At 69.0% G+C, this 24,513-nt stretch carries 23 protein-coding genes and 1 pseudogene; 15 read left to right on the top strand and 9 right to left on the bottom strand.

The features are described 5' to 3' along the window. Positions 1 to 259 precede the first annotated feature (259 nt). Entirely contained in the window at positions 260 to 1,624 is a 1,365-nt protein-coding gene (locus ACVBD7_RS19780) for an energy transducer TonB (protein ID WP_458094955.1), read from the bottom strand. A gap of 179 nt (positions 1,625 to 1,803) precedes the next feature. Here ACVBD7_RS19780 and hslV point away from each other — a divergent pair, with 179 nt between their 5' ends. Next, on the top strand, positions 1,804 to 2,376 hold the full coding sequence (gene hslV, locus ACVBD7_RS19775) for an ATP-dependent protease subunit HslV (protein ID WP_458094954.1): 573 nt from the start codon (positions 1,804 to 1,806) through the stop codon (positions 2,374 to 2,376). 51 nt (positions 2,377 to 2,427) lie between these two features. Here the strand turns inward: hslV and ACVBD7_RS19770 are convergent, their stop codons facing one another. The 3 genes from ACVBD7_RS19770 to aroA form a co-directional block, all read right to left on the bottom strand. Beyond that, a complete protein-coding gene (locus ACVBD7_RS19770) occupies positions 2,428 to 2,622 on the bottom strand; it encodes a hypothetical protein (RefSeq protein WP_458094953.1) in 195 nt (64 codons plus the stop codon). A 92-nt stretch (positions 2,623 to 2,714) separates the two neighbouring features. Then, positions 2,715 to 3,401 (bottom strand): (d)CMP kinase, encoded by a 687-nt coding sequence (locus ACVBD7_RS19765; RefSeq protein ID WP_458094952.1) that lies wholly within the window; start codon positions 3,399 to 3,401, stop codon positions 2,715 to 2,717. A gap of 8 nt (positions 3,402 to 3,409) precedes the next feature. Beyond that, positions 3,410 to 4,756: a 3-phosphoshikimate 1-carboxyvinyltransferase gene (aroA, locus tag ACVBD7_RS19760; RefSeq protein ID WP_458097732.1), complete on the bottom strand. Its 1,347-nt coding sequence runs from the start codon at positions 4,754 to 4,756 to the stop codon at positions 3,410 to 3,412. 256 nt (positions 4,757 to 5,012) lie between these two features. Between aroA and ACVBD7_RS19755 the strand changes: the two genes are divergently transcribed. After that, entirely contained in the window at positions 5,013 to 5,336 is a 324-nt protein-coding gene (locus ACVBD7_RS19755; protein WP_458094951.1) for a TIGR02300 family protein, read from the top strand. Between the two features lie 212 nt (positions 5,337 to 5,548). On the opposite strand, the gene ACVBD7_RS19750 is transcribed toward ACVBD7_RS19755, so the two are convergent. Further along, positions 5,549 to 5,974 carry a YdcF family protein gene (locus ACVBD7_RS19750; RefSeq protein ID WP_458094950.1) on the bottom strand — a complete coding sequence of 142 codons (426 nt, stop codon included), beginning with the start codon at positions 5,972 to 5,974 and terminating at the stop codon, positions 5,549 to 5,551. A 193-nt stretch (positions 5,975 to 6,167) separates the two neighbouring features. Continuing rightward, on the bottom strand, positions 6,168 to 7,421 hold the full coding sequence (locus ACVBD7_RS19745; RefSeq protein ID WP_458094949.1) for a class I SAM-dependent methyltransferase: 1,254 nt from the start codon (positions 7,419 to 7,421) through the stop codon (positions 6,168 to 6,170). A gap of 131 nt (positions 7,422 to 7,552) precedes the next feature. Between ACVBD7_RS19745 and ACVBD7_RS19740 the strand changes: the two genes are divergently transcribed. Further along, positions 7,553 to 7,765: a hypothetical protein gene (locus ACVBD7_RS19740; protein ID WP_458094948.1), complete on the top strand. Its 213-nt coding sequence runs from the start codon at positions 7,553 to 7,555 to the stop codon at positions 7,763 to 7,765. Positions 7,766 to 7,891: 126 nt separating this feature from the next. Here ACVBD7_RS19740 and ACVBD7_RS19735 read toward each other — a convergent pair whose 3' ends face one another. The 3 genes from ACVBD7_RS19735 to ACVBD7_RS19725 all read right to left on the bottom strand — a co-directional run bounded on the left by ACVBD7_RS19735 (position 7,892) and on the right by ACVBD7_RS19725 (position 10,663). Next, entirely contained in the window at positions 7,892 to 8,269 is a 378-nt protein-coding gene (locus tag ACVBD7_RS19735; protein WP_458094947.1) for a response regulator, read from the bottom strand. Continuing rightward, positions 8,262 to 9,941, bottom strand: coding sequence for a sensor histidine kinase (locus ACVBD7_RS19730; RefSeq protein WP_458094946.1), 1,680 nt, complete (start codon positions 9,939 to 9,941; stop codon positions 8,262 to 8,264). Before ACVBD7_RS19730 ends, ACVBD7_RS19735 begins: the two co-directional genes overlap by 8 nt. Positions 9,942 to 10,297: 356 nt before the next feature. After that, a complete protein-coding gene (locus ACVBD7_RS19725; RefSeq protein ID WP_458094945.1) occupies positions 10,298 to 10,663 on the bottom strand; it encodes an HPF/RaiA family ribosome-associated protein in 366 nt (121 codons plus the stop codon). A 263-nt stretch (positions 10,664 to 10,926) separates the two neighbouring features. Between ACVBD7_RS19725 and ACVBD7_RS19720 the strand changes: the two genes are divergently transcribed. The 12 genes and pseudogenes from ACVBD7_RS19720 (at position 10,927) to ACVBD7_RS19665 (ending at position 24,493) form a co-directional block, all read left to right on the top strand. After that, entirely contained in the window at positions 10,927 to 11,484 is a 558-nt protein-coding gene (locus ACVBD7_RS19720) for an invasion associated locus B family protein (RefSeq protein ID WP_458094944.1), read from the top strand. After that, a complete protein-coding gene (gene rlmN, locus ACVBD7_RS19715) occupies positions 11,481 to 12,680 on the top strand; it encodes a 23S rRNA (adenine(2503)-C(2))-methyltransferase RlmN (RefSeq protein ID WP_458094943.1) in 1,200 nt (399 codons plus the stop codon). Before ACVBD7_RS19720 ends, rlmN begins: the two co-directional genes overlap by 4 nt. 161 nt (positions 12,681 to 12,841) lie before the next feature. Beyond that, positions 12,842 to 13,669 carry a PEP-CTERM sorting domain-containing protein gene (locus ACVBD7_RS19710; protein ID WP_458094942.1) on the top strand — a complete coding sequence of 276 codons (828 nt, stop codon included), beginning with the start codon at positions 12,842 to 12,844 and terminating at the stop codon, positions 13,667 to 13,669. Between the two features lie 74 nt (positions 13,670 to 13,743). Continuing rightward, positions 13,744 to 14,058 (top strand): annotated as a pseudogene (locus ACVBD7_RS19705) (23S rRNA (adenine(2503)-C(2))-methyltransferase RlmN); the annotation flags it as partial. Between the two features lie 278 nt (positions 14,059 to 14,336). Further along, the gene (locus ACVBD7_RS19700; protein ID WP_458094941.1) at positions 14,337 to 17,285 is read left to right on the top strand and encodes a pentapeptide repeat-containing protein; all 2,949 of its coding nucleotides are present in this window, start codon (positions 14,337 to 14,339) and stop codon (positions 17,283 to 17,285) included. Positions 17,286 to 17,377: 92 nt separating this feature from the next. After that, entirely contained in the window at positions 17,378 to 17,977 is a 600-nt protein-coding gene (locus ACVBD7_RS19695) for a transposase (protein ID WP_458094940.1), read from the top strand. A gap of 262 nt (positions 17,978 to 18,239) precedes the next feature. Further along, positions 18,240 to 19,475: an argininosuccinate synthase gene (locus tag ACVBD7_RS19690; protein ID WP_458094939.1), complete on the top strand. Its 1,236-nt coding sequence runs from the start codon at positions 18,240 to 18,242 to the stop codon at positions 19,473 to 19,475. Then, entirely contained in the window at positions 19,472 to 21,637 is a 2,166-nt protein-coding gene (locus ACVBD7_RS19685; RefSeq protein WP_458094938.1) for a hypothetical protein, read from the top strand. Before ACVBD7_RS19690 ends, ACVBD7_RS19685 begins: the two co-directional genes overlap by 4 nt. Before the next feature lie 9 nt (positions 21,638 to 21,646). Next, positions 21,647 to 22,264 carry an FMN-binding negative transcriptional regulator gene (locus ACVBD7_RS19680; RefSeq protein WP_458094937.1) on the top strand — a complete coding sequence of 206 codons (618 nt, stop codon included), beginning with the start codon at positions 21,647 to 21,649 and terminating at the stop codon, positions 22,262 to 22,264. Then, positions 22,261 to 22,968, top strand: a complete 708-nt coding sequence (gene pyrF / locus ACVBD7_RS19675) for an orotidine-5'-phosphate decarboxylase (protein WP_458094936.1) — start codon at positions 22,261 to 22,263, stop codon at positions 22,966 to 22,968. The genes ACVBD7_RS19680 and pyrF overlap by 4 nt, the downstream gene beginning before the upstream one ends. Next, positions 22,965 to 23,609, top strand: a complete 645-nt coding sequence (locus ACVBD7_RS19670; RefSeq protein WP_458094935.1) for a phosphoribosylanthranilate isomerase — start codon at positions 22,965 to 22,967, stop codon at positions 23,607 to 23,609. The genes pyrF and ACVBD7_RS19670 overlap by 4 nt, the downstream gene beginning before the upstream one ends. Further along, positions 23,606 to 24,493, top strand: a complete 888-nt coding sequence (locus ACVBD7_RS19665; protein ID WP_458094934.1) for an EamA family transporter — start codon at positions 23,606 to 23,608, stop codon at positions 24,491 to 24,493. The genes ACVBD7_RS19670 and ACVBD7_RS19665 overlap by 4 nt, the downstream gene beginning before the upstream one ends. Positions 24,494 to 24,513: the final 20 nt, after the last annotated feature.

The following is a 24,513-nucleotide window of genomic DNA, read 5'->3' as shown; positions in this document are numbered from 1 at the left end:
GGTGGAACCAAGCCGTGTTAAGGCCGCCCCTGGAGAGGGCGCCGCCCTCTCCAGACCTCGCCCGCCAGGGGCCTGAGGCCCCTGGACCCCCATCGAGCTGCCGCGGACCCATCCTGACTTGCCAGTCGCCTCGGGTCCTCGACCCGAGGCGCGCCGTCAGCCGAGCATTCCCAGCCGATAGAAAAAGATGATGGAGAGGGGTCCGGGGAGAGGAAGAATTCCTTCTTCCTCTCCCCGTGACATCCCGCCCCGACCCGTATCAGCGCCGCCTGAGGATGTAGTTGATCGTCAGGTCGATCTCCGCATTGTCTTCCCGCGTGCTCGACGGGAAGGCCGGCACAGTCCGTCCCCGCACCAACGCCTGTGCCCCCGCATCCAGCCAGATCGACCCCGACCGCCCGATCAGCTGCACCCCACTCACCTGCCCGCTGCGATCCACGGTGAAGCGAATCACCGTCGTGCCGTCCTCCCCCGCCTCCGCCGCCTGGCGCGGGTAGTATCCGTGCTGGCGCAGCCAGGCCATGAAAGCCGCCCGCCATTCCGCCCCGAGTTGAGCGCCGCGAATTCGCATCTGCGCGTTCGGCGCATCCGGGTTGGCCGGAGCCGCTGACAGCGCAGACTCCCGGTCCCGTCGCACTCCCGAGGACCCCGACGACCCCGGCGCCGGGGCCGCCCGACCGCTAAGCGTGACAGGCCCGCCCTGGCTGAGATCCAGCGCCCCCGCAAAAGGATTGGCCGGCGCCGCCGGACGCGGCCGGGGCTGCGCCTGTTGCTGGGAAGCCGCCCGCTGCGGCGCGGGCGGCTGTGCTGTCGCCGTCTCGGGCGGTGCGGCCGGCGGCTCCGGCGCGGGCGGCGGCGGAAGCGGCAGCGCGGCCACACGGGAGTCCTCCCGCGCCTCGGCCACGGGCGGTGGAGGCGGCAGGGAGAGCTCGGCGGGCGCCGGCAGCGACGGCAGGGGCACGGGCAGCGGCACCGCCTGCGCGAGCGGCGGAACCGGCACGGTCGGGGCCGGCGGCGCGACAGGCCCCTGCGCCACCGGCGGCGGCACGGGCGGCACCGGCGCAGGCGGCGCGGGGAAAGGCACGGCCGCAACGGGCGGAGAGGGCAACGGCGGCGACGGAGAAGGCGGCGGGGGCGGCACCGGCAAGGGCGGCGCCTCCGCCATCCGCGGCATCCCCGGCGGGGGCGCGGGCGGCAGGGAAGGCGGCGGCGCCGGCAGCGCGGCCGCCTCGGGCGGCTCCAGCGGCGCGGGCGGCGCATCGGCGGGCGGCACCGGCAGGCTCTCCGCAGCCCCACCCTCGAAGACGACATCCATGGCCGAATCCGCCGCCGAGGGCTCCTCCACCGGCCGCCGCTCGAACCCGACGAACAGCCAGATTCCCGCTGCCAGATGCAGCAGCAGCGAGAGCCCCAGCGCCACCCCGCGCCAGCCCCGCAACCGCGAAGGCCCACGCCGCGCCGCCCGCGGCAGCCGCGGCCCGGTCAGGCGAGGACCACCAAGGCCCAGCCCCGAACGGCCCGGCACCCCCAGCACGGACCCGCCCAGGACAGGCCCCGCAAGCCCCGGCCCTCTCGGCCCGGCCCTGCCCAGCCCGCCCGTTGCGGAAAGCCCCGCCGCGCTCATGCCCCGCCTTCGCTCACACCCAGCCTTCGCTCACGCCCTGCCATCGCTCAACGCCGACCCATGCCGATCGGCGGGTCCACGGACCGCAGCAGGAACCGCAGCACCAGATGGGGTGCCATGCGCCCCACCGGAACCAGCCCGCGACCGCCCCGATTGCACCGTCCCCGCCGGATATCCACATGACGCCCATCATGGACAACACCACCACACCACACGATCCGCTGGGCTGGCACGGCACCACCATCCTCTGCGTCCGCAAGAACGGCCAGGTGGCCATGGCCGGGGACGGCCAGGTCTCCATGGGCCAGACCATCGTCAAGAACAACGCCCGCAAGGTCCGCCGCATCCACGACGGCCGCGTCATCACCGGCTTCGCCGGCGCGACCGCCGACGCCTTCACCCTGCTCGAGCGCCTGGAATCCAAGCTGGAACGCTTCCCCGACCAGCTCGAGCGCGCCGCCGTCGAACTCGCCAAGGACTGGCGGACCGACCGCTACCTCCGCCGCCTCGAAGCCCTGCTGGCCGTCGCCGACAAGGACCGCTCCCTCCTCATCACCGGCCAGGGCGACGTGATGGAGCCCGAGGACGGCATCATCGGCATCGGCTCCGGCGGCAACTTCGCCCTCGCCGCCGCCCGCGCCCTCATGACCGTGGACGACCTCACCGCCGAGGAGATCGCCCGCCGCTCCATGACCATCGCCGGCGAGATCTGCGTCTACACCAACGGCCGCTTCATCCTCGAAACCCTCTGAACGGCCGTTCCACGGGAAACAGGCCCCGGGCGGGGGAAGCCCCGCCCGGCCCTATTCGCGGACGCACCTCGTCTGCCAGCAATGCGCCCAGGCGCGCTCATTCGTGCTGTCCGACATCTGGCCGCCGGTCCGATAGGCGAGGAAATCGCCGCCCGCGCGCGCGAACTGAAGGGCGTAGTCCTGCGCCGTCATCTGCGAGGCGCATCCGCCAACGGCCAGGGCAAGGAACGCGGCAAGAAGACGCACGGGTCGACCCTCGATCGGAAAGCCGAACAATGCTCGGCCGCCGCCCCCTGTTCAACCCCGCATAGGCCTGAAAACCCGGCCCCGGCCGCCCCTCAGACCGAGAGCTTTGCCTGCACCAGCAGCCAAGCCTCCCGGAACGCCGCCTCCGCATCCAGCGCCGTCGTATCCAGCATCACCGCATCCTCAGCGGGCCGCATCGGCGCCACGTCCCGCGCCGAATCGCGCGCATCCCGCACCGCCATCTCCGCCGCCACCTCCTCGAAAGGAATGGCCTCCCCCTTCGCCTGCCGCTCCAGCCACCGCCGCCGCGCCCGCGCCTCGGCGGAGGCCGTGACGAACAGCTTCACCCGCGCATCCGGGCACACCACCGTGCCGATGTCGCGCCCATCCATCACCCCGCCGCTGCTCGCCGCGAAGCCGCGCTGGAACTCCAGCAGCGCCGCCCGCACCGCCGGCTGCGCCGCCACTTGGCTCGCCCCCTGGTCCACATCCGGCCCGCGCAGATCACCCCGCGCCAGATCGTCCGGCACCAACCCCCGCGCCGCTGCCTCCGCCGCCACCGGATCGGTCGGCACCCCGCTCGACAGCAGCACCCGCCGCGCCACCGCCCGGTACAGCAGCCCCGTATCGAGGTAGGGCAGCCCCAACTCCGCCGCCAGCCGCCGCGCCAGCGTCCCCTTGCCCGCCGCCGCCGGCCCGTCCACCGCGATCACGACAGGCGCGGTCAGCCCCTCCGGCACCACCGCATCCGGCGCGCCCCCGCTCGTGCCCCCACTCATGACCCCACTCATGACAGCGCCTCCGCCGGGGCGATCGCATTCCCGCCCGCCAACCCGTTCATCAGGGCCACGAAGCCAGGAAACGAGGTGTCGATGAACGCCGCATCGTCCACCGCCACCGCCCGCGCACTCGCCAGCCCCATCACCAGCGCCGACATCGCAAGCCGGTGGTCCATATGCGTCTCCACCATCCCGCCCCCAGGCGCCGGCGCCCCCGTCCCGGTGACGATCAGGTCATCCCCCTCCACCACCGCCGCCACGCCGTTCGCGTGCAGCAGCGCCAGCGTCGCCGCCAGCCGGTCGCTCTCCTTCACCCGCAGCTCGGCCAGGCCCCGCATCCGCGTCACCCCGCGCGCGAAGCCAGCCGCCACCGCCAGCACCGGATACTCGTCGATCATCGAGGGCGCCCGGCTCGCCGGCACATCCACCCCCCGCAGCTCGGATCCCCGCGCCACCAGGTCGCCCACCGGCTCCCCGCCCTCCACCCGCTCGTTCAGGACGGTGAGCTCCGCCCCCATCTCCCTGAGTGTCCCGAACAGCCCGGCCCGCAGCGCGTTCAGCCCCACCCCGGTCACGGTCACCTCGGACCCCGGCACGAGAAGCGCCGCCACGATCGGAAACGCCGCCGAGGACGGGTCCCCCGGCACAACCACCGGCGCCGCCACCAGCTCCGGCTGCCCCTGCAGCTCGATCACCCGGCCATTCCCCGGCCCGGGCCCCACGGTTTCCACCCGAACCGTCGCGCCAAAATGCCGCAGCATGTTCTCCGTGTGGTCCCGCGTCGCCTCCGGCTCCTCCACCCGCGTGATCCCCCGCGCGCAAAGCCCGGCTAGCAGCACCGCGGACTTCACCTGCGCCGAGGGCACCGGCACCCGGTAATCCAGCGGCATCGGATCGGAAGCCCCCTCCACGGCCAGCGGCAACCGCCCGCCCGCCCGCCCCGAGAACCGCGCCCCGCAAGCCGCCAGCGGATCCGTCACCCGCCGCATCGGCCGCTTCCGAAGGGACGCATCCCCCGTCAGCACCGCAAAGATCGGATGCCCCGCCAGCAACCCGCAGATCAGCCGCGCCGCCGTGCCCGAATTGCCCATGTCCAGCACATCCGCGGGCTCCACCAGCCCGCCCACGCCGCGCCCCGCCACCCGCCAGTGCCCGGCGCCAACCCGCTCAACCTCCGCCCCGAGCGCCCGCATGGCGGCGGCCGTGCGCAGCACGTCCTCGCCCTCCAGCAACCCGGTGATCTCGGTAGTTCCCACCGCCAGCGCCCCGAACATCAGCGCGCGATGGGAAACGGACTTGTCGCCCGGCACCGCCAGCCGCCCCCGCAACCCCTGCGGAGGCGCCGAGGCCCGCATCGGCACCACCCCGCCATGGCCGGACAAGGGACCGGAAACGGGGCCCGAAACGCCCGCCGGCTGCACGGAATCATGGGGCATCGGCAACACTTGCGCTGGGAAAGAGGCCCGGGCGTTTGACACGCCCCGGCCCCCATGGCAATGCGCGCCGCCCTTTCGCACACCCCCGGCCCGCCCCGCCCCGGGAAGACTGGGCGGACCCATCCGTCCCGCCCACTCTTCCCAGTTCGGGGCGGGCCAAACAGAGGCTTCCCTGATGGCCCTTGCCGAACTCGGCCTCAAGCGAACCTGCGTCGCCTGCGGTGCCCGCTTCTACGACCTGACCAAGAACCCGGCCGTCTGCCCGAAGTGCGGCACGGAACAGCCCGCCGAGCAGCCCCGCCCCCGCCGCGCCGCAGCCCCGCTGCCGGAGGAGAAGGTCCGCAAGCGCCCCGCCGCCGTGGAGGGAGCCGACGCCGACGAGGTGGAGGTGGACGCGGACGTCGCGGATGACGCCGAGGACGCCGACGACATCGAGGACGCGGACGAGGACATCGACGCCGAGATCGGCGTGGACGCGGACGGCGACGAGGAAACCTGATCGGTCGCACCGGTCATCCCAGGAGGGAGAAGGACTTCTCCCTCCTGGATCACCCTCACTGTCTTCCGAGGGGCTGACGCGGAATGCGGTGCCGGGATCTCACCAGGGCTCCATGAGCCCTGGCGGCCGGACAGCGCGGCCGGCGCCGCAGGCCCATCAGGATCTATCGCGGCGTCCCGGGCTAGGCGCCCTCATACCACCCACGCGGATGCCTACCGCCCGCGCACCCGGTGCCAGACCGCCAGCGCGGCGTCATAGGGCAGCGCCGGCAGTTCCCGCAGCCGCCAGCGCCACTCGCTGAACCCCGGCCCGGCATGGGCCGCCCGACCCCGCCCCACCGGCAGCCCGCACAACCGCAGCAGCATCGCGCAGCGCGCCAGGTGATACCCGGACGAAACCGGGTGAACCCGCGGCACCCGCCCCCGCAGCATCGCCGCCACGGCCCGCGCCGAGGACAGCGTATCCACCCCCGTCGGCTCCTCCAGGATGCGCGAGGGGTCGATCCCCCAGTCCCGCAGCAGCTTCGCCATCACGGCGGATTCCGCCGGCCCGTGCCGCCCCACCCCGCCCGTCGGCACGAAGATCGGCGACTCCAGCCGCTCCCCCAACTCCACCGCCGCCGTCACCCGCCGCCGCATCGTCTCGCTCGGCCGACTGTCAGGGCGAACCGCAGCACCGAAAATAACAACAGCCGGGGGAAGATCTTTCCCCGGACGCCCATCCATTCTTGCGGTGTTCTCTGGCGCGCCCTGCATCACCGGCGCCCCCCAGAGCCGAAGAAGAAGGAGGGGGCCCGGGAAAGTCCGCTCCCCCGGCCTTGCTGCACAGCCCTCACCCCCGGGGCGCCGAGAGCAGCAACCGGTTCAGCGGCTCCATCGCCGCCCGCAGCGCCGCCATATCCCTGATCACCGCACTCGCCGAGGCCCCGCCCGCCTCCACCGCGCGCGCGATCTCCGCCAGCGACGCCACCCCATCCACCCGGCCCAGAATGGCCCCCGCCAGCGGCGGCACCGGCAAGTTGATCTTCAACCCGTCATAGGTCACGGGCAGCGCCCCGCCCCGGATGCCCTTGGCCCAGGACGCCCCATCCCCGCTCCGCAGCACCGGCACGGCGGAGGGATCCTCCCAGTCCGCCGCCACCACCGGGTCCGCCCCGCGCGCCAGATAGGCAATGTGGATGCCCATATTCCCCGCCAGCGCCTCCGCCAGCGCCGCCCGCTCCACCATCCCCATCGCGGCCGTGCGCGCCCGCAGCTTTGGGTCCGGCAACAGGAAGTCGGGGTCGTAGCGCACCGGCTCCACCAGGCAGGAGAGGCGCATCCCCGCGTCCCGCACCAGCGCATCCAGCTGCGGCACGGTGAAGGCCACGTCCCGCGGGTTCAGCAGCAGGTCGTACAGCCCGGAATCCCCGCCGCCCTGCGGCAGCGGCAGGTGATCGCTGATCCAGGGATTCCGCCGCAGCCAGGCCGTCTCCGGCAGGTGCCGCATCACCCGCTTGGCCACCTCCACCCGCGCCGCCGGCGCCTCGGTAGCGGGCGCGATCATCCGCAGCGCGTCCTGCAGCATGTACACGCCCGTGCGCCCATGCGGCGCATAGACCATGATCCCCATCCCCCCGCCCGGCGCCAGCAGGGCGGAGAGATTTCGCAGCCCCGCCAGCGGATCGGGCAGGTGGTGCAGCACCCCGCAGCAATCGATGTAGTCGAACGCCCCCAACCCCGCCGGAAGGTCGAGGATCGACCCCTCCACGAAGCGGATGTTGGAAAGCCCCCGCACCGCCGCCCGCGCCTCGGCCACCTTCCGCGCCGCCCCCGAGCGATCGAGCCAGACCACCTCGCCCGGCCGCCCCGCGCTCGCCATCTGCTGCGCCAGCATGATGGCCCCGTCCCCGGTGCCCCCGCCCGCCACCAGCGCCCGCAGCGGCAGCGCCGCGGGGCGCTGCGCCCCGAACACCCAGTGATCCACCTCCGATAGATGCGAAGGGCTCCCCACGATCAGCCGCTTCGCCTCGTCGCGCGGGTCCCGCGCGGGATAGGGAAGCGCCTCGTACTGCGCGGCAAGCTGGGCATCGGTCGCATCGGCCATGCCTTGGGAATAAGGGCGCCCACGCCGAAGCGGAAGGGCAGCCCCCGCCCCGAAGCGCCCGGCCCGCCGCTTGCACGCCCTCCCGCCATGCCCAGCCGCCCCGGCGGGACATCACGGCGGAGAACCCGCGCATGCAGCCCGGCATCGGCCATAACGGCGGCCCCCCGCTGGAGGAGGAACCCGGCGCCACCGCCCGCCTCCTCCTCTGGCGCCGCGCCCATCGCCGCGCCTGGAAGACACCCCCGCCCGAGATCGCCCTCCGCCGCCTCGCCCGCGCCGAGGAACTCGGCCTCACCTACCGCGAGTACACGCTCGAGATCATGGAACGCGGCCGCCATCTCTGACCGTCCGTCCTCGACCGTCGGGCCCAAGCGCAACGCCATCTGCCCCGCCCCGGCTGGCGGCCCCGGCACCAAAAGGCGGCGCCACCTCGGATCATCCTGCGGCCGAGGGGGCACCCCCCAGCCCCGTCATCCCCAGCCCAGCCGCAGCGCCCGCGCCACCTTCCGCGCGCCCGCCGGCTTCTCGCTATACGGCACATCCGCATAGGCCGCCGGGATCGCCGCGTGATCGTAGCCCGTCGCGAACATGAAGGGCACGCTCCGCGCCCGCAGCGCATCCGCCACCGCGAAGGCCCGCTCCCCGGCCAGGTTCACGTCCAGCACCGCCCCGTCCAGCACCTCGGCGGCGACCAGCGCCAGCGCCTCCGCGACCGTCGGCACAGGCCCCACCACCAGGGCCCCGGCGCGCGCCAGATCCTGCCGCAGCTCCTGGGCAATCATGTAGTCGTCCTCGACCACGAGCAGCCGCCGCCCGGCCAGCACCTCGGCGGGGGATGGCTCAGCCACCGCCCCCTCCCTCAGCCCCGAGCTCAGCCCCAGACCCAGCCCCGAACTGCGCCACGGGCAGTTCCAGTTCGCAGCGCACCCCCTCCGGCCCCATCTCGTACAGCGTCCGCGCCTTGAGCTGATACGGCAGCGCCCGCTCGATCAGCTCTCGCCCATAGCCCCGCAGCATCGGCGTGCCGGCGGCGCGGGCCGGCATCGCCACCCCCGTCTCCTCCCACACCACCCGCAGCCAAGGCCCGCCCTCCTCTGCCGCCTCCATCATCCCCCACGCCACCCGCACCCGCCCCTTCGGCGTGGAGAGCGCGCCGTATTTCACCGCATTGGTCGCCAGCTCATGCAGCGCCAGCGCCAGGGTCTGCACCGTCGCCGAGCGCAGCCGGATGCCCGAAGGCCCGTCCAGCACCACCTGCGCGCCCCGCCCGGCCGCATCCACGGCCCCATGCGCCGCCAGTTCCGCCCGGATCAACCCGTCGAAGCTGATCCGGTCCCCCTCATCCAGCCGGGACAGCAGCCCGTTCACGCGCGACAGCGCCTCCAGCCGCGTGCGGAACCGCTCCCGGTACTCCTCCAGCGAGCCGCTGCTCGACAGCATCCGGTTGGACAGCGCCCGCACCACTGCGATCAGGTTGCGCGTGCGATGCTGCAGCTCCGCCACCAGAACCTTCTGCCGCTCCTCCCACTCCCGCCGCTCGGTCGTCTCCACCATCGCGCCCACCATGCGCACCGGCTCGTCCGCCTCATCGACGAAGAACCGCCCGCGGGCCGAGCACCAGTGGATGGAGCCGTCGGGATGCACCATGCGGAACTCCCGCACGAACTCCTCGCGCGTCTCCCGCGCCCGCAGCAGCGCCGCCTCCGCCCCGGCCCGGTCCTCGGGATGCAGCCGCGCGATCCAGGCCCCGTAATCCGGCCGCACCTCGCCCACCGCATGGCCCGCCATGCGGAAATACTCGTCCGACCAGACGATCTCGCCCGTCCGCAGGTCCCAGTCCCACAGCCCCAGCCGCCCCACCTCGGCCGCGCTGCGCAACCGCTCCTCGCTCGCCCGCAGCGCCGCCTCGGCCGCCCGCCGCTCCGTCACGTCCTGCCCGATCTTGAGGAACCCGCGCAGCGTGCCATCCGGCCCGCGCAGCACCGTCCGCATCCCCTCGATGAACACGCGGGACCCGTCGCGCCGGACATGCCAGCGCACATTCGGCGCCACCCCGTCGCGCCGCGCCATCCCGGCTTCCCGCTCGGGCACGCCCCGCTCCCGGTCCTCGGGCGTGTAAAGCACCGCGCTCGGCTGGCCGAGAATCTCCTCCGCCGTCCAGCCGAAGATCGCCGCCGCCCCCGGATACCAGCCGGAGATCCGGTCCTCCGGATCGGTCGTGAAGATCGCGTAGTCCCGCGCATTCTCCAGGATCAGCCGCAGCCGCTCCTCGCTCTCCGTCAGCGCCCCCCGGCTCGCCTCCAGCGCGGCATTGCTCGTGCGCAACGCCTCGTTCAGCGCCTCCGCCCGCGCAAGGCCCGACCGCCCCGCCGCCATCTCCCGCGCATGGCGCTCCGCCACCAGGCCCGACGTGTCGCCATCTCCGTCCGCCTCCGCACCAGCCGCATGCGCCAGCGCCGCGCGCAGCCGGGCGACCTCCGCCTCGAGCGCCGCGATCCGCCCGGGCCCCTCCGCGCTCACCGCAGGCCCCATGGCAGAGCCGGGCCGGGATGCCGAAGCCGGTCACGCTCCGGACGGCCAGGCGAACGGAGGAACGCCATGAAAAAGGGCCTCAGGAGCTAGGGTTGCCGAATAACCGGCCGGATAGGAATCGCCCCGTGACACACAATCGACAGGGATCACACCCCGGCCAAAGTCCCGGAGCCGGAACGAGATTGCGCCTCGCCACCGCGCCGCCGCAACCCCGCGCATAACATCCCTGCCACGCGCCGCCGGGCCCGCCCGCGCGGTCCGCCGTCCCGGTCAAACGCCCGGGCCCGAAGAGGCCCCCCCGGCAGGCCGAAGCCCGCCGGAAGCGCCCCGGCATTTGCCGCCCGTTAGAGCAGCGCCTCCTTCGTCGCATTCACCGGCTTGTCCTCGCGCAGGGCGCGCTTCTGCCGCCGAAGCTGCTTCGCCACCCGCTCCAGCGCGGTGGAAAAGGCGGTGTAGGCATTGCGCGGATCCTCACCATGCCCGTCGAAGAACAACCCCTTCGCCGCATGAACCCGCACGTTGCACCCGAACCCCGCCCCCTTCCCGCCCGGCGAGAAGGTGATGGTGATGTCCTCCGCGCCATCGAAATACTTGGCCGAGAGCCGCTGCGCCTGCTCCGTCGCATGGCTGCGCAACGCATCGCCAACATCCGTCTGATGGCCCGACACAATGATGCGCCCCTCGCGGGTGGTGTCCTCGGGTGCGGCCATTCTCGTCTCCTCTTCCAGTTCCACAGGGGTGGAGAGGACGTAACGCCCCACGGCCGGACAGGTTCGCCCCTGCCCGCCTCCCCCCGCAGCCGCCATTCCGCACCGTGGGCGCCAGCACACCCCCAACTCACCCACCCCACCACCGCCCCGAACGGCCGCCCCACCCCCGAATCACCCCGAAATCACCGCCCCAGCACCATCAATCCCCCCAGATGCACCGCCAGCGGTTGAAGCCGCCCCCGCAGGAGGACTATCTCCCGCCCATGATCCGCAACGCCCTCGCCCCCGCGGCCGTCCTTGCCGTTGTCCTGGCCCTCGCCGCCCCGCCGGCCCCGGCCCAGACCCGCAACGCCGCCCCCCAAGGCGGGGGCGCGGCCGCCAACCAGGCCGCCCAGCCCAGCGGCCCCCAGCGACTCGGCACCTTCAACGACTGGACTGCCGCCACCCATGAGGAAGGCAGCAACAAGGTCTGCTACGCCTTCACCCGCCTCGAAGGCCGCCAGAACGCCCTCCTCACCGTCACCCATCGCCCCCAGGGCCGCGATCAGGTCGCCCTGCGCATCGGCCGCCCCTTCCCCCGCAACGCCGAGGTGAAGGTGGACGTCGGCTCCAACGACCTCGACTTCTACACCGCCGGCGACAACGCCTTCGCCCGGGACGGCCGCGCCACCGTCGCCGCCTTCCGCAACGGCCGCGAAGCCGTCGCTAAATCCCCCGCCGCCAACAACCGCAGCACCACCGAGACCTTCTCCCTCGCCGGCTTCAGCGCCGCCTACGAAGCCATCTCCCGCGAGTGCCCGCCCGGATCCCCCCGCAGATGAACGCCCGCACCCCCATCACGCTGGCGCCCGCCGACGCCCTGACTGAGGCCGAACGCACCCGCATCCTCGCCAAATCCGCCCTCTTCGCCCCCCCGGCCCAGACGGATGAGAGCGGCCGCACGGACCTCGTCGGCCTCTCCCGCGAAGACCTCACCGCCGCCATCGTCGCATCCGGCGAGAAAGCCTTCCGCGCCAAGCAGATCTGGCACTGGATCTACCACCAGGGCACCCGCGACTTTGCGGCCATGACCAGCATCGCCAAGCCCACCCAGGCGAAGCTGGCCGAACGCTTCACCATCGGCCGCCCCACCGTCACCACCGAGCAGACCAGCACCGACGGCACCCGCAAATGGCTCTTCGCCATGCGCGACCGCCAGCAGGTCGAAACCGTCTACATCCCCGATGACGACCGCGGCGCCGTCTGCATCTCCACCCAGGTCGGCTGCACCCTCTCCTGCCGCTTCTGCCACACCGGCACCCAGAAACTCGTCCGCAACCTCTCCGCCGGCGAGATCGTCGGTCAGTTCATGGCCGCGCGGGACAGCTACGCCGAATGGCCTACCCCGCAGGACGGGTCCTCCCGCCTGCTCTCCAACATCGTCGTCATGGGCATGGGCGAGCCCCTCTATAACTACGAGAACCTCGCCATCGCCCTGAAGATCGCGATGGACCATGAGGGCATCGGCCTCTCCCGCCGCCGCATCACCCTCTCCACCTCGGGCGTCGTCCCCATGATGGACCGCGCCGGCGCCGAGCTCGGCGTCAACCTCGCCGTCTCCCTCCACGCGGTGACCGACGAACTGCGGGACGAAATCGTCCCCCTCAACCGCAAATACCCCATCAAGGAACTGATGGCGGCCTGCCACCGCTATCCCAGCGCCAGCAACGCCCGCCGCATCACCTTCGAATACGTCATGCTCGACGGCATCAACGACAGCGAGGCCGAGGCCCGCGAACTCGTCCGCCTGCTCGACGGCCTGCCCGCCAAGGTCAACCTCATCCCCTTCAATCCCTGGCCGGGCTCCCCCTACGCCACCTCCAAGCGCGCCCAGATTGAGCGCTTCGCCACCATCCTCAACGATGCCGGCTACGCCTCCCCCGTCCGCCGCCCCCGCGGCAAGGACATCATGGCCGCCTGCGGTCAGCTGAAAACCGAGAGCGAGCGCGCCCGCCGCACCCCAACCCCGGTGACCTGACCCCCCTCAACTCGAGAAGCGACGGTCCCGGACCCCTGTCGGAAAATCTTACGCCCACAGAAGTAAAGGACACAGTTTACGCGTAAACCATTGGTTACCTGTGCTGTTTCCGAATGGTACGACACTTGCCATGGCGACCTCACGTCATCTTGAGGAAACCAATGAGCATCCAGTCTATCCTGCGCGCGGCCGGCTTCTGCGCGCTGCTTCTCACCGCCACCCACGCCTCGGCCGCGACGATCGTGACCTCGCCCGAAGGCCTCTTCACCAACAACGGCCCGACCAATATGGCCGGCCCCGGCCAGGGCCTGGACACCTGGTTCGCCAACAACGTCCGCGCCGGCGGCAGCGCCGGGATCACGGACCTCAACCCGCGCGCAGGCAACGGCTCGATCGAGTTCAACGGCCCGGCCAACGCCAAGGCGGATTTCGAGTACCTCTTCTCCCCCGCGAACCAGTTCCTCCTCTCGAACCTCGGCTCGCTCTCCTACGAGTGGTACCGCGACGCAGCGAGCGAGGCGGCCGCGCATTTCCACCCGTCGCTGCGCCTGCTCGTCACCGACGGCACCAAGAGCGGCTACCTCGTCTATGAGGGCATCTACAACAACAAGCCGACGACGACCGGCACCTGGAACCAGGTCAGCGTGGTCGACGCCAACGGCCCCGACCAGAAGGTCTGGGGCACCGGTTCGCTGAACGGCATCTACTCCGGCTACGAGTGGACCGTGGCCGATTGGACGGCCCGCCTGCCCAACCTCACGGTCCTCGGCCTGAGCACGGGTATCGGCTCCGGCTGGAACGGCTCCTTCCTCGGCGCCGTGGACCTCATCTCCTACTCCGTCAACGCGCCCGCAGGCGCCGCCGGCGGCCGGACGGAAACCTTCAACTTCGAGACCTCCGCCGTGGCCGTGCCGGAGCCCGCCTCGATGGCCCTGCTCGGCTTCGGCCTCGCCGGTCTCGCGATGGTGCGCCGGCGCAAGTCCGCCTGAACGACGGACAGGGCACGGGGAGGCCAGTGCGCCTCCTCGTGCCTTTTTAACGGCGGCGCCAGAACACAGGCGCACCGCCCCACAGCAACGCCCGCCGCATCACCTTCGAATACGTCATGCTCGACGGCATCAACGACAGCGAGGCCGAAGCCCGCGAACTCGTCCGCCTGCTCGACGGCCTGCCCGCCAAGGTCAACCTCATCCCCTTCAACCCCTGGCCGGGCTCCCCCTACGCCACCTCCAAGCGGGCACAGATCGAGCGTTTCGCCACCATCCTCAACGACGCCGGCTACGCTTCCCCGGTCCGCCGGCCGCGTGGGAAGGACATCATGGCGGCGTGCGGGCAGTTGAAGACCGAGAGTGAGCGCGCCCGCCGCGCTGTGGCGTGAATTCAAGGTGAGCGAGGTGAACTCCCCCAAGATGCCCTCCTTTTCTTACTGAATACCTTCGAAGCTTCCCCGGTCAGCGCCCTTTTCGCTTGATCAGCCGCTTCCTGGCGGGCCCCGCCCGCCGCCGGCGCAAAAGTCCTGCCCTGAAGTCTCTTCACCCCTGGATTGGTCAGCCCTTCAATGGGTAGTTTGCCGAGTCTGGTACAATCGGTCAGAGTAGGCGAATGTAAATACTGTGATCGATGTTGGTCGTTTCGAGTATGAAAGGGAGGTTCCTTGTGACCATCCGGCCAAGTCATAAGGGCGGCGGCATAAGAGCTATGAAGCCGCAGGGTCTTCGTATTGTAAATGTACGGACAGACGTAAAAAAACTGTTTTCCAAGCTTGGAGAAGCTCTTGCAAGAGCTTCACTGGCAGCTCCCGCAGGCGCTGACCCTGTTTCTGTGTTTGTGGCCGGTGCGGTAGGGTCGATAGACGCATTTGGCATCAAGACTCCACCCGAAGAAAAGGCTTGGCACTTAGTTCGACGAGCCATCGCAACAAGCGTAGCTCAGATAATGAGTGAATGGCCTGGCTCGGGTCAGCCCTGGGAGGGAGATGTTGAGTGGCTAAATAATACACTTGAACTGAAATTGGAGAGCGAAGAAACGCACTTAGACTTGGCGTTTTTCAAGAATCCAAAGTCATTTCCGCTTCTGGAAGTAGTATCAGATTACTTTGGAAGTTGGCTCAAACACTTCGGCCTTAGTGCCGAAGATGCATTGTCTTTATCTGGACGCTTCACCACTTATTTCACGTTTGCCATTCATGACGAATGGCGAAAAGATCGTACATTTTACCACGAAATACTAGAGAAAATTGACAGCCCAGCGGGAGCCGCAGTTCAGACGGAAGCTGATTGGGCCCGCTACGAAAACTACCTCCAAAAGATGGCTGATGCCCCGGTTTTTGGCGAAACGTTCTCGCTTAGGAGCATATACGTTCCAGTCCGCGCGACCTTCCAAGTTAAGGAGGATCGAGGGCGTAGGCAGGACAGTACGGATCGTCCTGAGGTACGGGACGCGATTGTCATGCTGCATGATGAGATCGAGAGCTGGGTCGACAATTCCTCGTCGGGCGACGCAATAAAGGTGATTAGAGGCGGACCAGGCTGCGGAAAATCTACGTTCCTGAAAATGTTGGCTACAAGCTTAGCCGGAAATGGCCGGCATCGAAGCCTCTTCTTTCCACTTCAACGTTTTTCAACTTCCGAACAACTTGTAAGTGCAATCGGAAGTTATTTGAGAAACACGCAGGCGTTCGAATCAAATCCAATCAATGAGTCATCCTTTTTTCCTGTAAACGGCAAAATTGTCTTGCTCTTTGACGGTTTAGACGAAATTACGAAGCCAGGGGAGACCGCAGAGGTTGAGGCAAGACGGTTCTTGTCGGAACTGCGTACGACTTTAGGGCAGTGGAACCACTCGTCTCGCCGAGTTCTGGCAATTGTAACGGGTCGGGATGCGGTAGTTCAGGCCAGTCGCGACACACTAAGAGTGCATCCAAGGTCAGAGCTGCGTATCCTTCCGCTGTTCTTTCGCACTGAAGCCTCGCCACATCGGCTTGATCCCGATAATCTTTCGCTTATCGATCAGCGATTAGATTGGTGGGGGAAATACAGGGCGCAGAAGCCGAACGAACCGCAGAGTATCCCTCCAAATCTGCTTCAGAGGGAGCTGAATGAGATAACTGCGGAGCCGTTGCTGCTGTACCTGTTGGTTGTAAGTGGTTTCCACAAACAGGATCGGTCAGTCGAAAACTTCAACCGGAATGATATTTATGAGACAATGTTTTCTGAGGTACTAAGGCGCCCCTATGACAGAGATGCGAACACCTCCCCAAGTAAGCCAGCATCCGATATGGAGGAAATTCTAGAGGCAGTAGCGACAGCAGCGTGGTACGGCGATGGACGAACGGCATCTCTTCAGGATGTTAAAATGCGCTGCTCGGAAAGACTGCGAAATTCTTTAGATCAAATCATAGTCGAAACTGGTGGCGTACATCGGCTCGTCGCAGCTTTCTATTTCCAAGAAGCAGAAGGAACTAAGCTTGCGGGAAAGGAAGCTTTCGAATTCACTCATAAGAGCTTCGGCGAATATCTGACTGCTCGCCGCATCATCCGCGAAATTGCTTCTTTGCATGAAGCATTGTCTCTCCGTAGGGATTACTTCACAACGCGTGACGCACTCAGAATTTGGTATGATCTCTGCTCCACAATGCCGATAGATTTCGAGCTTAGGCGATTTATCTACGACGAAATGCGTATCCTTCATGCCCAAATCCGTCCATGGATAAGCACACTGAGCGCCATGCTCCAGTTAATGATAGATGAAGGCATCCATATCAGTCAGGGTCCCTCGATATCCTTTAGAGCCGCCGAAGCACGAATGAGAAACGCAGAAGGGGCTCTACTCGCCTGCCTTGTATGCTGTGCTTCTGTTTCGGGTACGATGGTCCCGCTGAGGTGGGATGACGAACATGCGGCAGGCTCGATGGTCTGCCGACTGGTTCAACAAAGGTATCCAGGAACGGATTCTTTGTATCTCGCGCTGAATTATTTGAAGCTTGACGGACAAAACTTTATGGCTCAGAGCTTCGCAAATTCGAGCTTTATTGGCGCTTCTCTAGTCGGCGCCAGACTATTTCTCGCCGACGTTAGAAACTCAGATTTTTCGCGGGCAGATGTCAGAAATACCGACTTCAGCGAGTGTACCATTGATGGAGTGAACTTCTCGGGTTCGAATTTGACTAACGCCAGTTTTTTCCGGGCGCGACTGGCCCAATTAGGAATTGCGGCAAGCGATTTCACGTCCCTTAACGGCATCGTAAGCCTTTCCGATATAATGACCGCCTGGAATAAAATAGATCATTTCACTCAGGCTTCGTTTGCGCAAGCCGTTATGGTCCGTTCAAATCTGTCACACGGCATGTTTATCGGCACTGACTTTAGATCGGCTGACCTAACTAACTGCAATCTAAGTCATTGTCACTTGGCACTTGCCAAGTTTGAGGGAGCGATTGTTCATGGCGCTGACTTTACATATGCCAATCTCTTTGGTGTGGATGTAGAATACCTTCGAGCCCGGGGGGCGATTATAGATCATGTAGATATCAACTTCCCGAGAATTGAGGATCTATTGGCAGAAGATAACTTCATGGAATTTGATGCTGAGGAACACGAAGATTAAGCTGCCACTGCGGCAACAGACGTGCAAATTTGGACTTGACACAAAGAACATATTCCTATAATGACAGGCCTTCCGTTGTCGTGAGGCCTGTCATGCACCACACCTCCCGCCCCACCCCACCCCGCTCCTTCACCCCCCTCACCGACGACGCCTGGCAGGCCCTCCTCCCCTACGTCCTCCCGCGCGCCCCCCAGGGCCGCCGCATCGGCGATCTCCGCCACCGCATGAACGCCATCTTCCACCTCGCCTCCACCCCGGGCGATCCCTGGCGCACCCTCCCCGCCCATTACGGCCGCCCGGATACCGTCTCCCGCTTCTTCCGCCGCGTCACACACAACGGCCTCTGGCACCGCCTCCTCGAAGTCCTGGCCGAAACCGCCCCCAACCACCCCCTCCGCACCATCGAATACGCCATCTGCCGCGCCACCCGCCGCGCTGCCCGCCTCGGCGGCATGCCCCTCCTCCTGCTCATCCGCCGCCTGAACCTCCGCACCGCCCTCAACGGCCCCCCCTGGCTCCTGCCGGACCCCCTTTTGTCCGAAATGCTCACCCGCTGCCCCGCCCCACCCCTCGCCGCCAGCAAACCGGCGATCGAGGCCGCGAAACAGCACCTCAAATCCCTCACCTGGCTCGCGAAAGCGGCGCTGGGCCGAAATTCCATGCCCCGGGTGGTCCGCTATGGCTGGCCCTGAAGCCACCGGCATCGCCCGGCACCCGCCAGCCCCCGTCCCGCATCCTGCACCGCGGGCGGGGCGGGACGATGCTCCGCATCGCCCTGGCGTCGCCCTTCCCATCCCCACTGGGCGACAGCGCTCCGCGCCGCGCGCGCAGCGCGGCCCCCGCCTTGCGGGCGGGGCCTTGCTGCGGCACATCCGCCCCCAGCAGGGCGCCCCGGCGCCCCGAGGCGGCACGCCCCGGCGTCCGCACCAACCGGCCCCGGAAGGTCCCGCAAAGATGCCTGTGAAAGACGTAAAGAAGGTCGTCCTCGCCTACTCCGGCGGGCTGGACACCTCCGTCATCCTCAAATGGCTCCAAACCACCTACAACGCCGAAGTCGTCACCTTCACCGCCGATCTCGGCCAGGGCGAGGAACTCGGCCCCGCGAAGGACAAGGCCCTGCTCCTGGGCATCCGCCCCGAGAACATCTTCATGGATGACCTGCGGGAAGAATTCACCCGCGACTTCGTCTTCCCGATGTTCCGCATGAACGCCCAGTACGAAGGCACCTACCTCCTCGGCACCTCCATCGCCCGCCCCCTCATCGCCAAGCGACAGATCGAGATCGCGGAGCAGGTGGGCGCAGACGCCGTCAGCCACGGCGCCACCGGCAAGGGCAACGACCAGGTCCGCTTCGAGATCGCCTACTACGCCCTCAAGCCCGACGTGAAGGTCATCGCCCCCTGGCGCGAATGGGACCTCACCTCCCGCACCCGCCTCCTCAGCTTCGCCGAAGAACACCAGATCCCCATCGCCAAGGACAAGCGCGGCGAAGCCCCCTTCTCCGTGGACGCCAACCTTCTCCACTCCAGCAGCGAAGGCAAAGTCCTCGAGGAGCCCTGGGACGAACCGCCCGAGGCCGTCTGGCAGCGCACCGTCGCCCCCATGGACGCCCCCGACCGCGTCACCGAGATCACCATCGAGTTCGAGCGCGGCGACGCCGTCGCCATCAACGGCGAGCGCCTCTCCCCCGCCACCCTGCTCACCAAGCTCAACGCCCTGGGCAAGGAAAACGGCATCGGCCGGCTGGACCTCGTCGAGAACCGCTTCGTCGGCATGAAGTCCCGCGGCGCCTACGAAACCCCCGGCGGCACCATCCTCCACGTCGCCCACCGCGCCATGGAATCCATCACGCTGGACCGCGAGGCCGCCCACCTCAAGGACAGCCTGATGCCCCGCTACGCGGAGCTCATCTACAACGGCTTCTGGTTCGCCCCCGAGCGCCGGATGATCCAGGCTATGGTCGATGCCTCCCAGGCCAGCGTGTCCGGTGAAGTCCGCCTCAAGCTGTACAAGGGCAACACCATCGTCACCGGCCGCCGCAGCCCCCACAGCCTCTACTCGATGAAGCACGTCACCTTCGAGGAAGACCAGGGCGCCTACGACCAGTTCGACGCCCAGGGATTCATCAAGCTCAACGCCCTCCGCCTCCGTCTCGGCGCCATGGCCGGCCGAAAGGGCGGCGCCCTTTGAATGAAGCACCGCCTGGCGGGGATCTCCCCCGCCCGGCGGCCCTCGCCCTCGCCACGGCCGCCCTCGTCGCCTCCCTCACCTATCTCTTCTGGCCCGAGGTCTCCACCGGCTTCCGCCTCTTCTCCGGCGAACGCTACGATGGCTTCATCGCCCTCGCAATCCATGAGCACTGGTGGCACGCCCTGCGTGGCCTCGCCCCGGTTAACAAGGTCGCCTGGTTCCACGCCTGGCCGAACACCCTCGCCTACAACGACGGCTATCTCCTGCACGGCCTGATCTACGCACCGCTCCGCGCACTCGGCGCAAATCCCTTCCTCGCCTACGACCTCTCGCAGATCCTCCAGAAGACAGTCGGCTTCGTCGCCCTGCTCCTGATCGGCCGCCGCGTCATCGGCCTGCCCTGGCTACCGACGATCCTCGCCGCCACCCTCTCCACCACCCTTCCCGCGCTGGTGCAGGAACTGCACCACGCCCAGTTCGCCGCACTGGGCCCCGCTTACTTCGCCGCCTGGATGGGGCTCGAGGCCGCGCGCGCGCTCCTCGCGGGCTGGCGCCAGGCAGGCCTGGCCTGGAGCGCGGGCGCCGCGATCCTGTACGGGCTCGTTCTCCTCACCTCCTTCTACGTCGCCTGGGGCGTCGGCCTCGTTGCCCTCGTTGCCACGGTTCTCTTCATCCTCACCGCCCCGCGCCGGAGCTGGCAGGCACTCCGCCCCAGCCCGCGCGGCCTCGCCACACTCGCGGCAGCCGGTATCCTGCTCGTGCTCGCGATCACGCCGGCCCTGCTGCTCTACCTGCCCGTGGTGAAGCAGACCGGCCTGCACAGCCGCGAGATGGCCCAACTCCATGGCGGGCACTTCCAGAGCCTGATCGCCCTCGGCGAAACCAGCCTTCTCTGGGGCTGGATGCACGACTGGGTCACCTGCTGCGAGCGCTCCCCGCTCGTAAACGGCCTCGCACCCGTCTTCCTCACCCTTTCGGTCGCCGCTCTCGCCGTCGCGGCGTATCGGGCTTGCAAGGGCGGGGAGCAGGCGCGACTGCTTCTGGCCATGGGCAGCGCAGCCCTGCTGCTCTCGCTGATGAGCTTCAGCTGGGGCCTCCTATGGCCCTGGAGCGTGATCTGGACAGCAGTCCCCGGCGCTGGTGCCTTTCGCGTGCCGTCGCGCATCATCTTCATCGCCGCGCCCGCCCTCGCCTTCGTGCTCGCCTGGATGGTGTGGCGGCTCGGGCGCCGGTCTCGGGCTCTTGCGCTCGGGCTGGTGGCGCTGCTCGTCGCCGATGGGTGGCGTGGCCACATGCGGCTGATCGACACAACGGTGGAGCTGGCACGGCTACACGCCCTGCCGCCCCCGCCGGCAGCCTGCGCAGCCTTTGCCGCCACTCGCCCGCGGGAGGGAGTGCCGGCAGACGAGGTAGCGGCCCTCTACAGCCACAACGTGGAGGCGATGCTGCTGGCCGCCTACCTCAATCTCCCTACGCCGAACGGCTACTCTACCTTCCTCCCGCCCGGCTGGGACCTGAACCATCCGGAACAGCCGAACTACGCCGCGCGCGTGCGTGACGAGGCGGAGCAGCACGGGTTCGAGAATGCCCTCTGCGGCCTCGACCTGAAGGAGCTGCAGTGGTCGGGGCCGGCATGGCCTCCCGCGTCCGACGAGGTTGAGAGGATGCCGGTGCTCCACCCCGGCGCGCCCATTCTGGCAAACTCGTCCCAGCCCGGACTCGACGCGCTGCTTCGCCAGGGCTGGAATGCGCCGGAGAACTGGGGCACCTGGACCAAGGGCAGCACCGCCCGGCTGCGCATCCGCCTGCCCCCGGATTGGACGACAGGCGGCACCCTGGAGCTCATGGGTTCCGGCTTCGCTCCGCCAGGCACCATCCAGACCGTTCGCGCCAACGCCGCCCGCATGCCTCGCCAGGGCTCCTGGGTCGAAGGACGCTTCCCTGCCGAGCCGCCCCGCACTCTCGCCCTCCCCTTCACGCCGGCGGATGTCGAGGAAGGCGTGCTTCGGGTCACCCTGCAGGTCGAGCGTCCCACAAGCGCCGCCAGCATTGGTGTGTCGGCGGATACGAGGCCGATCGGCTTCGCTCTGCAGCGGGTCTCGCTTGCTGCGGGCGCCGACTTGCCAACAGGCTCTGCTGTTCCTGGCCGGACCGAGGAGTAACCAACCGCCATGTACACGCCCCTCGCCTTCCGTGAGGACGACCCCGCCGCGCTGCGCGCCCTCATCGCGGGCGCGCGCCTGGCGCTGCTCACCACCAACGGGGCCGATGGCGTGCCGCTGGTCACGCCCCTGCCGCTGGTGCTGGAGGGAGACCACCTGATCGGCCACCTCGCCCGCGCCAACCCGCACGCGAAGGCCCTGCCCGGCACCGCGCGCGCGCTCGCCGTCTTTCTCGGGCCCGAGGCCTATGTCTCGCCCGGCCTCTACCCCTCCAAGGCGGAGCACGGGCGCGTGGTGCCCACCTGGAACTACGAGGCGATCACGGTGGAGGGCACGCTCGAGACCTTCGACGACCCGGACCGGCTGCTGGACGCCGTCTCCCGCCTCACCGCGCACCACGAGGCCGGGCGGGCGGAGCCCTGGGCGGTCTCCGACGCGCCGCCCGAATTCACCGCGGCCCAGCTGCGCGGCATCATCGGCCTCCGCCTCTCGCTCGATCGGGTGACGGGCAAGCGCAAGCTCTCGCAGAACCGTAACGAAGCGGACCGTGATGGAGTGCAGCAAGGGCTCGCCGCCAGCCCGGACATGCGGGATCAGGCACTCGCCGCGGCGATGTCGCGCCCATGATCCCCCGTCCCGATCGCGCCGGCATCATTGCCGCGCTCGACACGCAGGACCCCGCGCGGGCGGAGGCCTGGGCGGAGTCGCTGGCGCCGCATGTCGGTTGCCTGAAGCTCGGGCTGGAATTCTTCGTCGCCAATGGCGCGGCGGCGGTGGCGCGCGTCGCCCGGCACCGGCCGCTGTTCCTGGACCTGAAGTTCCACGACATCCCCAACACCGTCGCGGGCGCGGTGCGATCGGCGCTCGCGCTGTCGCCGGCCATGCTGACCATCCATGCGGCGGGCGGGCCGGCGATGGTGGAGGCGGCGCGGCGTGCGGCGGAGGAGGCGGGGGATGCGCGCCCGGCCATCCTGGCCGTGACCGTGCTGACCAGCATGGATGCGGCGACGCTGTCCTCCACCGGCGTCTCGGGCGGGCCGGCGCAGCAGGTGCTGCGGCTGGCGCGCATGGCGCTGGAGAGCGGGGCGGATGGGCTGGTCTGCTCCCCGCGCGAGGTGTCGCTGATCCGCGACGCGCATGGTGCGGGGCCGCTGCTGGTGGTGCCGGGCATTCGCCCCGCCGGCAGCGCGGTGGGCGACCAGTCGCGCATCGCGACGCCGGAGGAAACGGCGGATGCGGGGGCGGACTGGCTGGTGATCGGCCGGCCCATCACGGCGGCGGCCGATCCCGCGGCGGCAGCGGCGGCCATCGCCGCCTCGCTCGCCCGATGACTCTCGCGAAGATCTGCGGCCTGAACGACGCGGCCGGGCTGGATGCGGCGGTGGCGGGCGGGGCCGAGATGATCGGCTTCGTCTTCTTCCCGCCTTCGCCCCGCGCGGTGACGGCGGAGGTGGCGGCGGCACTCTCGGCGCGCGCGCCATCCGACGGCGGGCCGCTGCGCGTCGGGCTGTTCGTGGATGCGACGGATGAGGCGATCGCGGCGGTGCTGGATGCGGTGCCGCTCGACATCCTGCAGCTGCACGGAGAGGAGACGCCGGCGCGCTGCGCCGAGCTGCGGGCGCGCTTCGGGCGGCCTGTCATGAAGGCGCTGGGCATCGCCTCGGAGGCCGATCTGGGCCTGCTGGAAGGTTACGCACCGGTGGTGGACCGGTTCCTGCTGGATGCGAAGCCACCACCGGGCGCCACCATCCCCGGCGGCAATGCCGCGGTGTTCGACTGGTCGCTTCTCACCGGCCGCGTCATCCCGCGGCCCTGGCTGCTGGCGGGCGGGCTGACGCCGGAGAACGTGGCGGATGCGGTGCGTGGGACGGGTGCGCCGGGAGTGGATGTCTCCTCGGGCGTGGAGCGCGCGCGTGGGGTGAAGGACCCGGCGCGGATCGCGGCCTTCCTGCGCGCGGCACACGGGACGTGAGCCCCGCCCATATCGGCCTGGCCCTGCTGACGGCGGCGCTCTGGGGCTTCAACTTCGTCATGATCCGGGTAGGGCTGGATGCGGGGCTGCCACCCCTGCTGATGGCGACCCTGCGCTTCGTGGTGGTGGCGCTGCCCGCGCTGTGGCTGCCTCGACCGAGGATCGCGCCGGGGCGGATGGTGGCGATTGGGATGACGCTGTTCGTCGGTCAGTTCGCGCTGCTGTTCACCGGCATGGCGGCGGGGATGCCGCCCGGGCTGGTCTCGGTCACCCAGCAGTCCCAGGCCTTCATCACCGCGTTGATCGCCGCCGCCGTGCTGCGGGAACGGCCGACGGGGCGGGCGGTGCTCGGCATGGCCGTGGCCTTCGCGGGGCTGGCGCTGATCGGCACCACCGTGGGGGCGGATGGGGTGACGGGGCTAGGGATGGCCCTGTGCCTGGCCGCGGCGGCGAGCTGGGCGCTGGGGAATGTGCTGCTGCGCGGCGCGGGCTCCTCTCCCGGTGGGCCGATCGCCTTCGTCTCCTGGCTGGGGATCGTGCCCATCTTGCCGCTGTTGGCCATGTCGCTCGTGATGGAGGGGCCGGAGGCGATCGGGCAGGGCTTGGCCGGGCTGAACGCGGCCGGGGTGGCTTCCGTGCTGTATGTGGCGGTGGCGGCGACCACGGTGGGCTACGGCATCTGGGGGTATCTGATGGCGCGCTACCCCGCGACCACCGTCGCGCCCTTCGCGCTGCTGGTGCCGGTGACCGGCGCGGCCTCGGCGGCGTTGGTGCTGGGGGAGAGTTTCGGGCCGATGCGTCTGGCGGGGATGGCGCTGGTGGTTGCCGGGCTGGGCGTGACGGCGCTGCGATGGCGACGCGCCGAGCCGCTGCCCCGCGCCTGAGCGCCTTCTTTCCAGGGGAC

This window comes from Roseomonas sp. WA12, from assembly GCF_054165765.1.
Note: the sequence above shows the minus strand (reverse complement) of the source record. Positions and strands in the feature narration are given on the sequence as shown.

Bases quoted from the DNA above. Each gene is read 5' to 3' on its own strand.
- aroA (WP_458097732.1), bottom strand. From the start codon at position 4,756: ATGCGGGCCTCGGCGCCTCCGCAGGGGTTGCGGGGGCGGCTGGCGGTG.
- ACVBD7_RS19710 (WP_458094942.1), top strand. From the start codon at position 12,842: ATGAGCATCCAGTCTATCCTGCGCGCGGCCGGCTTCTGCGCGCTGCTT.
- ACVBD7_RS19670 (WP_458094935.1), top strand. From the start codon at position 22,965: ATGACTCTCGCGAAGATCTGCGGCCTGAACGACGCGGCCGGGCTGGAT.
- ACVBD7_RS19680 (WP_458094937.1), top strand. From the start codon at position 21,647: ATGTACACGCCCCTCGCCTTCCGTGAGGACGACCCCGCCGCGCTGCGC.
- ACVBD7_RS19720 (WP_458094944.1), top strand. From the start codon at position 10,927: ATGATCCGCAACGCCCTCGCCCCCGCGGCCGTCCTTGCCGTTGTCCTG.
- ACVBD7_RS19750 (WP_458094950.1), bottom strand. From the start codon at position 5,974: ATGCGGCGGCGGGTGACGGCGGCGGTGGAGTTGGGGGAGCGGCTGGAG.
- ACVBD7_RS19765 (WP_458094952.1), bottom strand. From the start codon at position 3,401: ATGAGTGGGGGCACGAGCGGGGGCGCGCCGGATGCGGTGGTGCCGGAG.
- ACVBD7_RS19745 (WP_458094949.1), bottom strand. From the start codon at position 7,421: ATGGCCGATGCGACCGATGCCCAGCTTGCCGCGCAGTACGAGGCGCTT.
- rlmN (WP_458094943.1), top strand. From the start codon at position 11,481: ATGAACGCCCGCACCCCCATCACGCTGGCGCCCGCCGACGCCCTGACT.
- hslV (WP_458094954.1), top strand. From the start codon at position 1,804: ATGACGCCCATCATGGACAACACCACCACACCACACGATCCGCTGGGC.
- pyrF (WP_458094936.1), top strand. From the start codon at position 22,261: ATGATCCCCCGTCCCGATCGCGCCGGCATCATTGCCGCGCTCGACACG.
- ACVBD7_RS19695 (WP_458094940.1), top strand. From the start codon at position 17,378: ATGCACCACACCTCCCGCCCCACCCCACCCCGCTCCTTCACCCCCCTC.
- ACVBD7_RS19740 (WP_458094948.1), top strand. From the start codon at position 7,553: ATGCAGCCCGGCATCGGCCATAACGGCGGCCCCCCGCTGGAGGAGGAA.
- ACVBD7_RS19755 (WP_458094951.1), top strand. From the start codon at position 5,013: ATGGCCCTTGCCGAACTCGGCCTCAAGCGAACCTGCGTCGCCTGCGGT.
- ACVBD7_RS19690 (WP_458094939.1), top strand. From the start codon at position 18,240: ATGCCTGTGAAAGACGTAAAGAAGGTCGTCCTCGCCTACTCCGGCGGG.
- ACVBD7_RS19725 (WP_458094945.1), bottom strand. From the start codon at position 10,663: ATGGCCGCACCCGAGGACACCACCCGCGAGGGGCGCATCATTGTGTCG.
- ACVBD7_RS19780 (WP_458094955.1), bottom strand. From the start codon at position 1,624: ATGAGCGCGGCGGGGCTTTCCGCAACGGGCGGGCTGGGCAGGGCCGGG.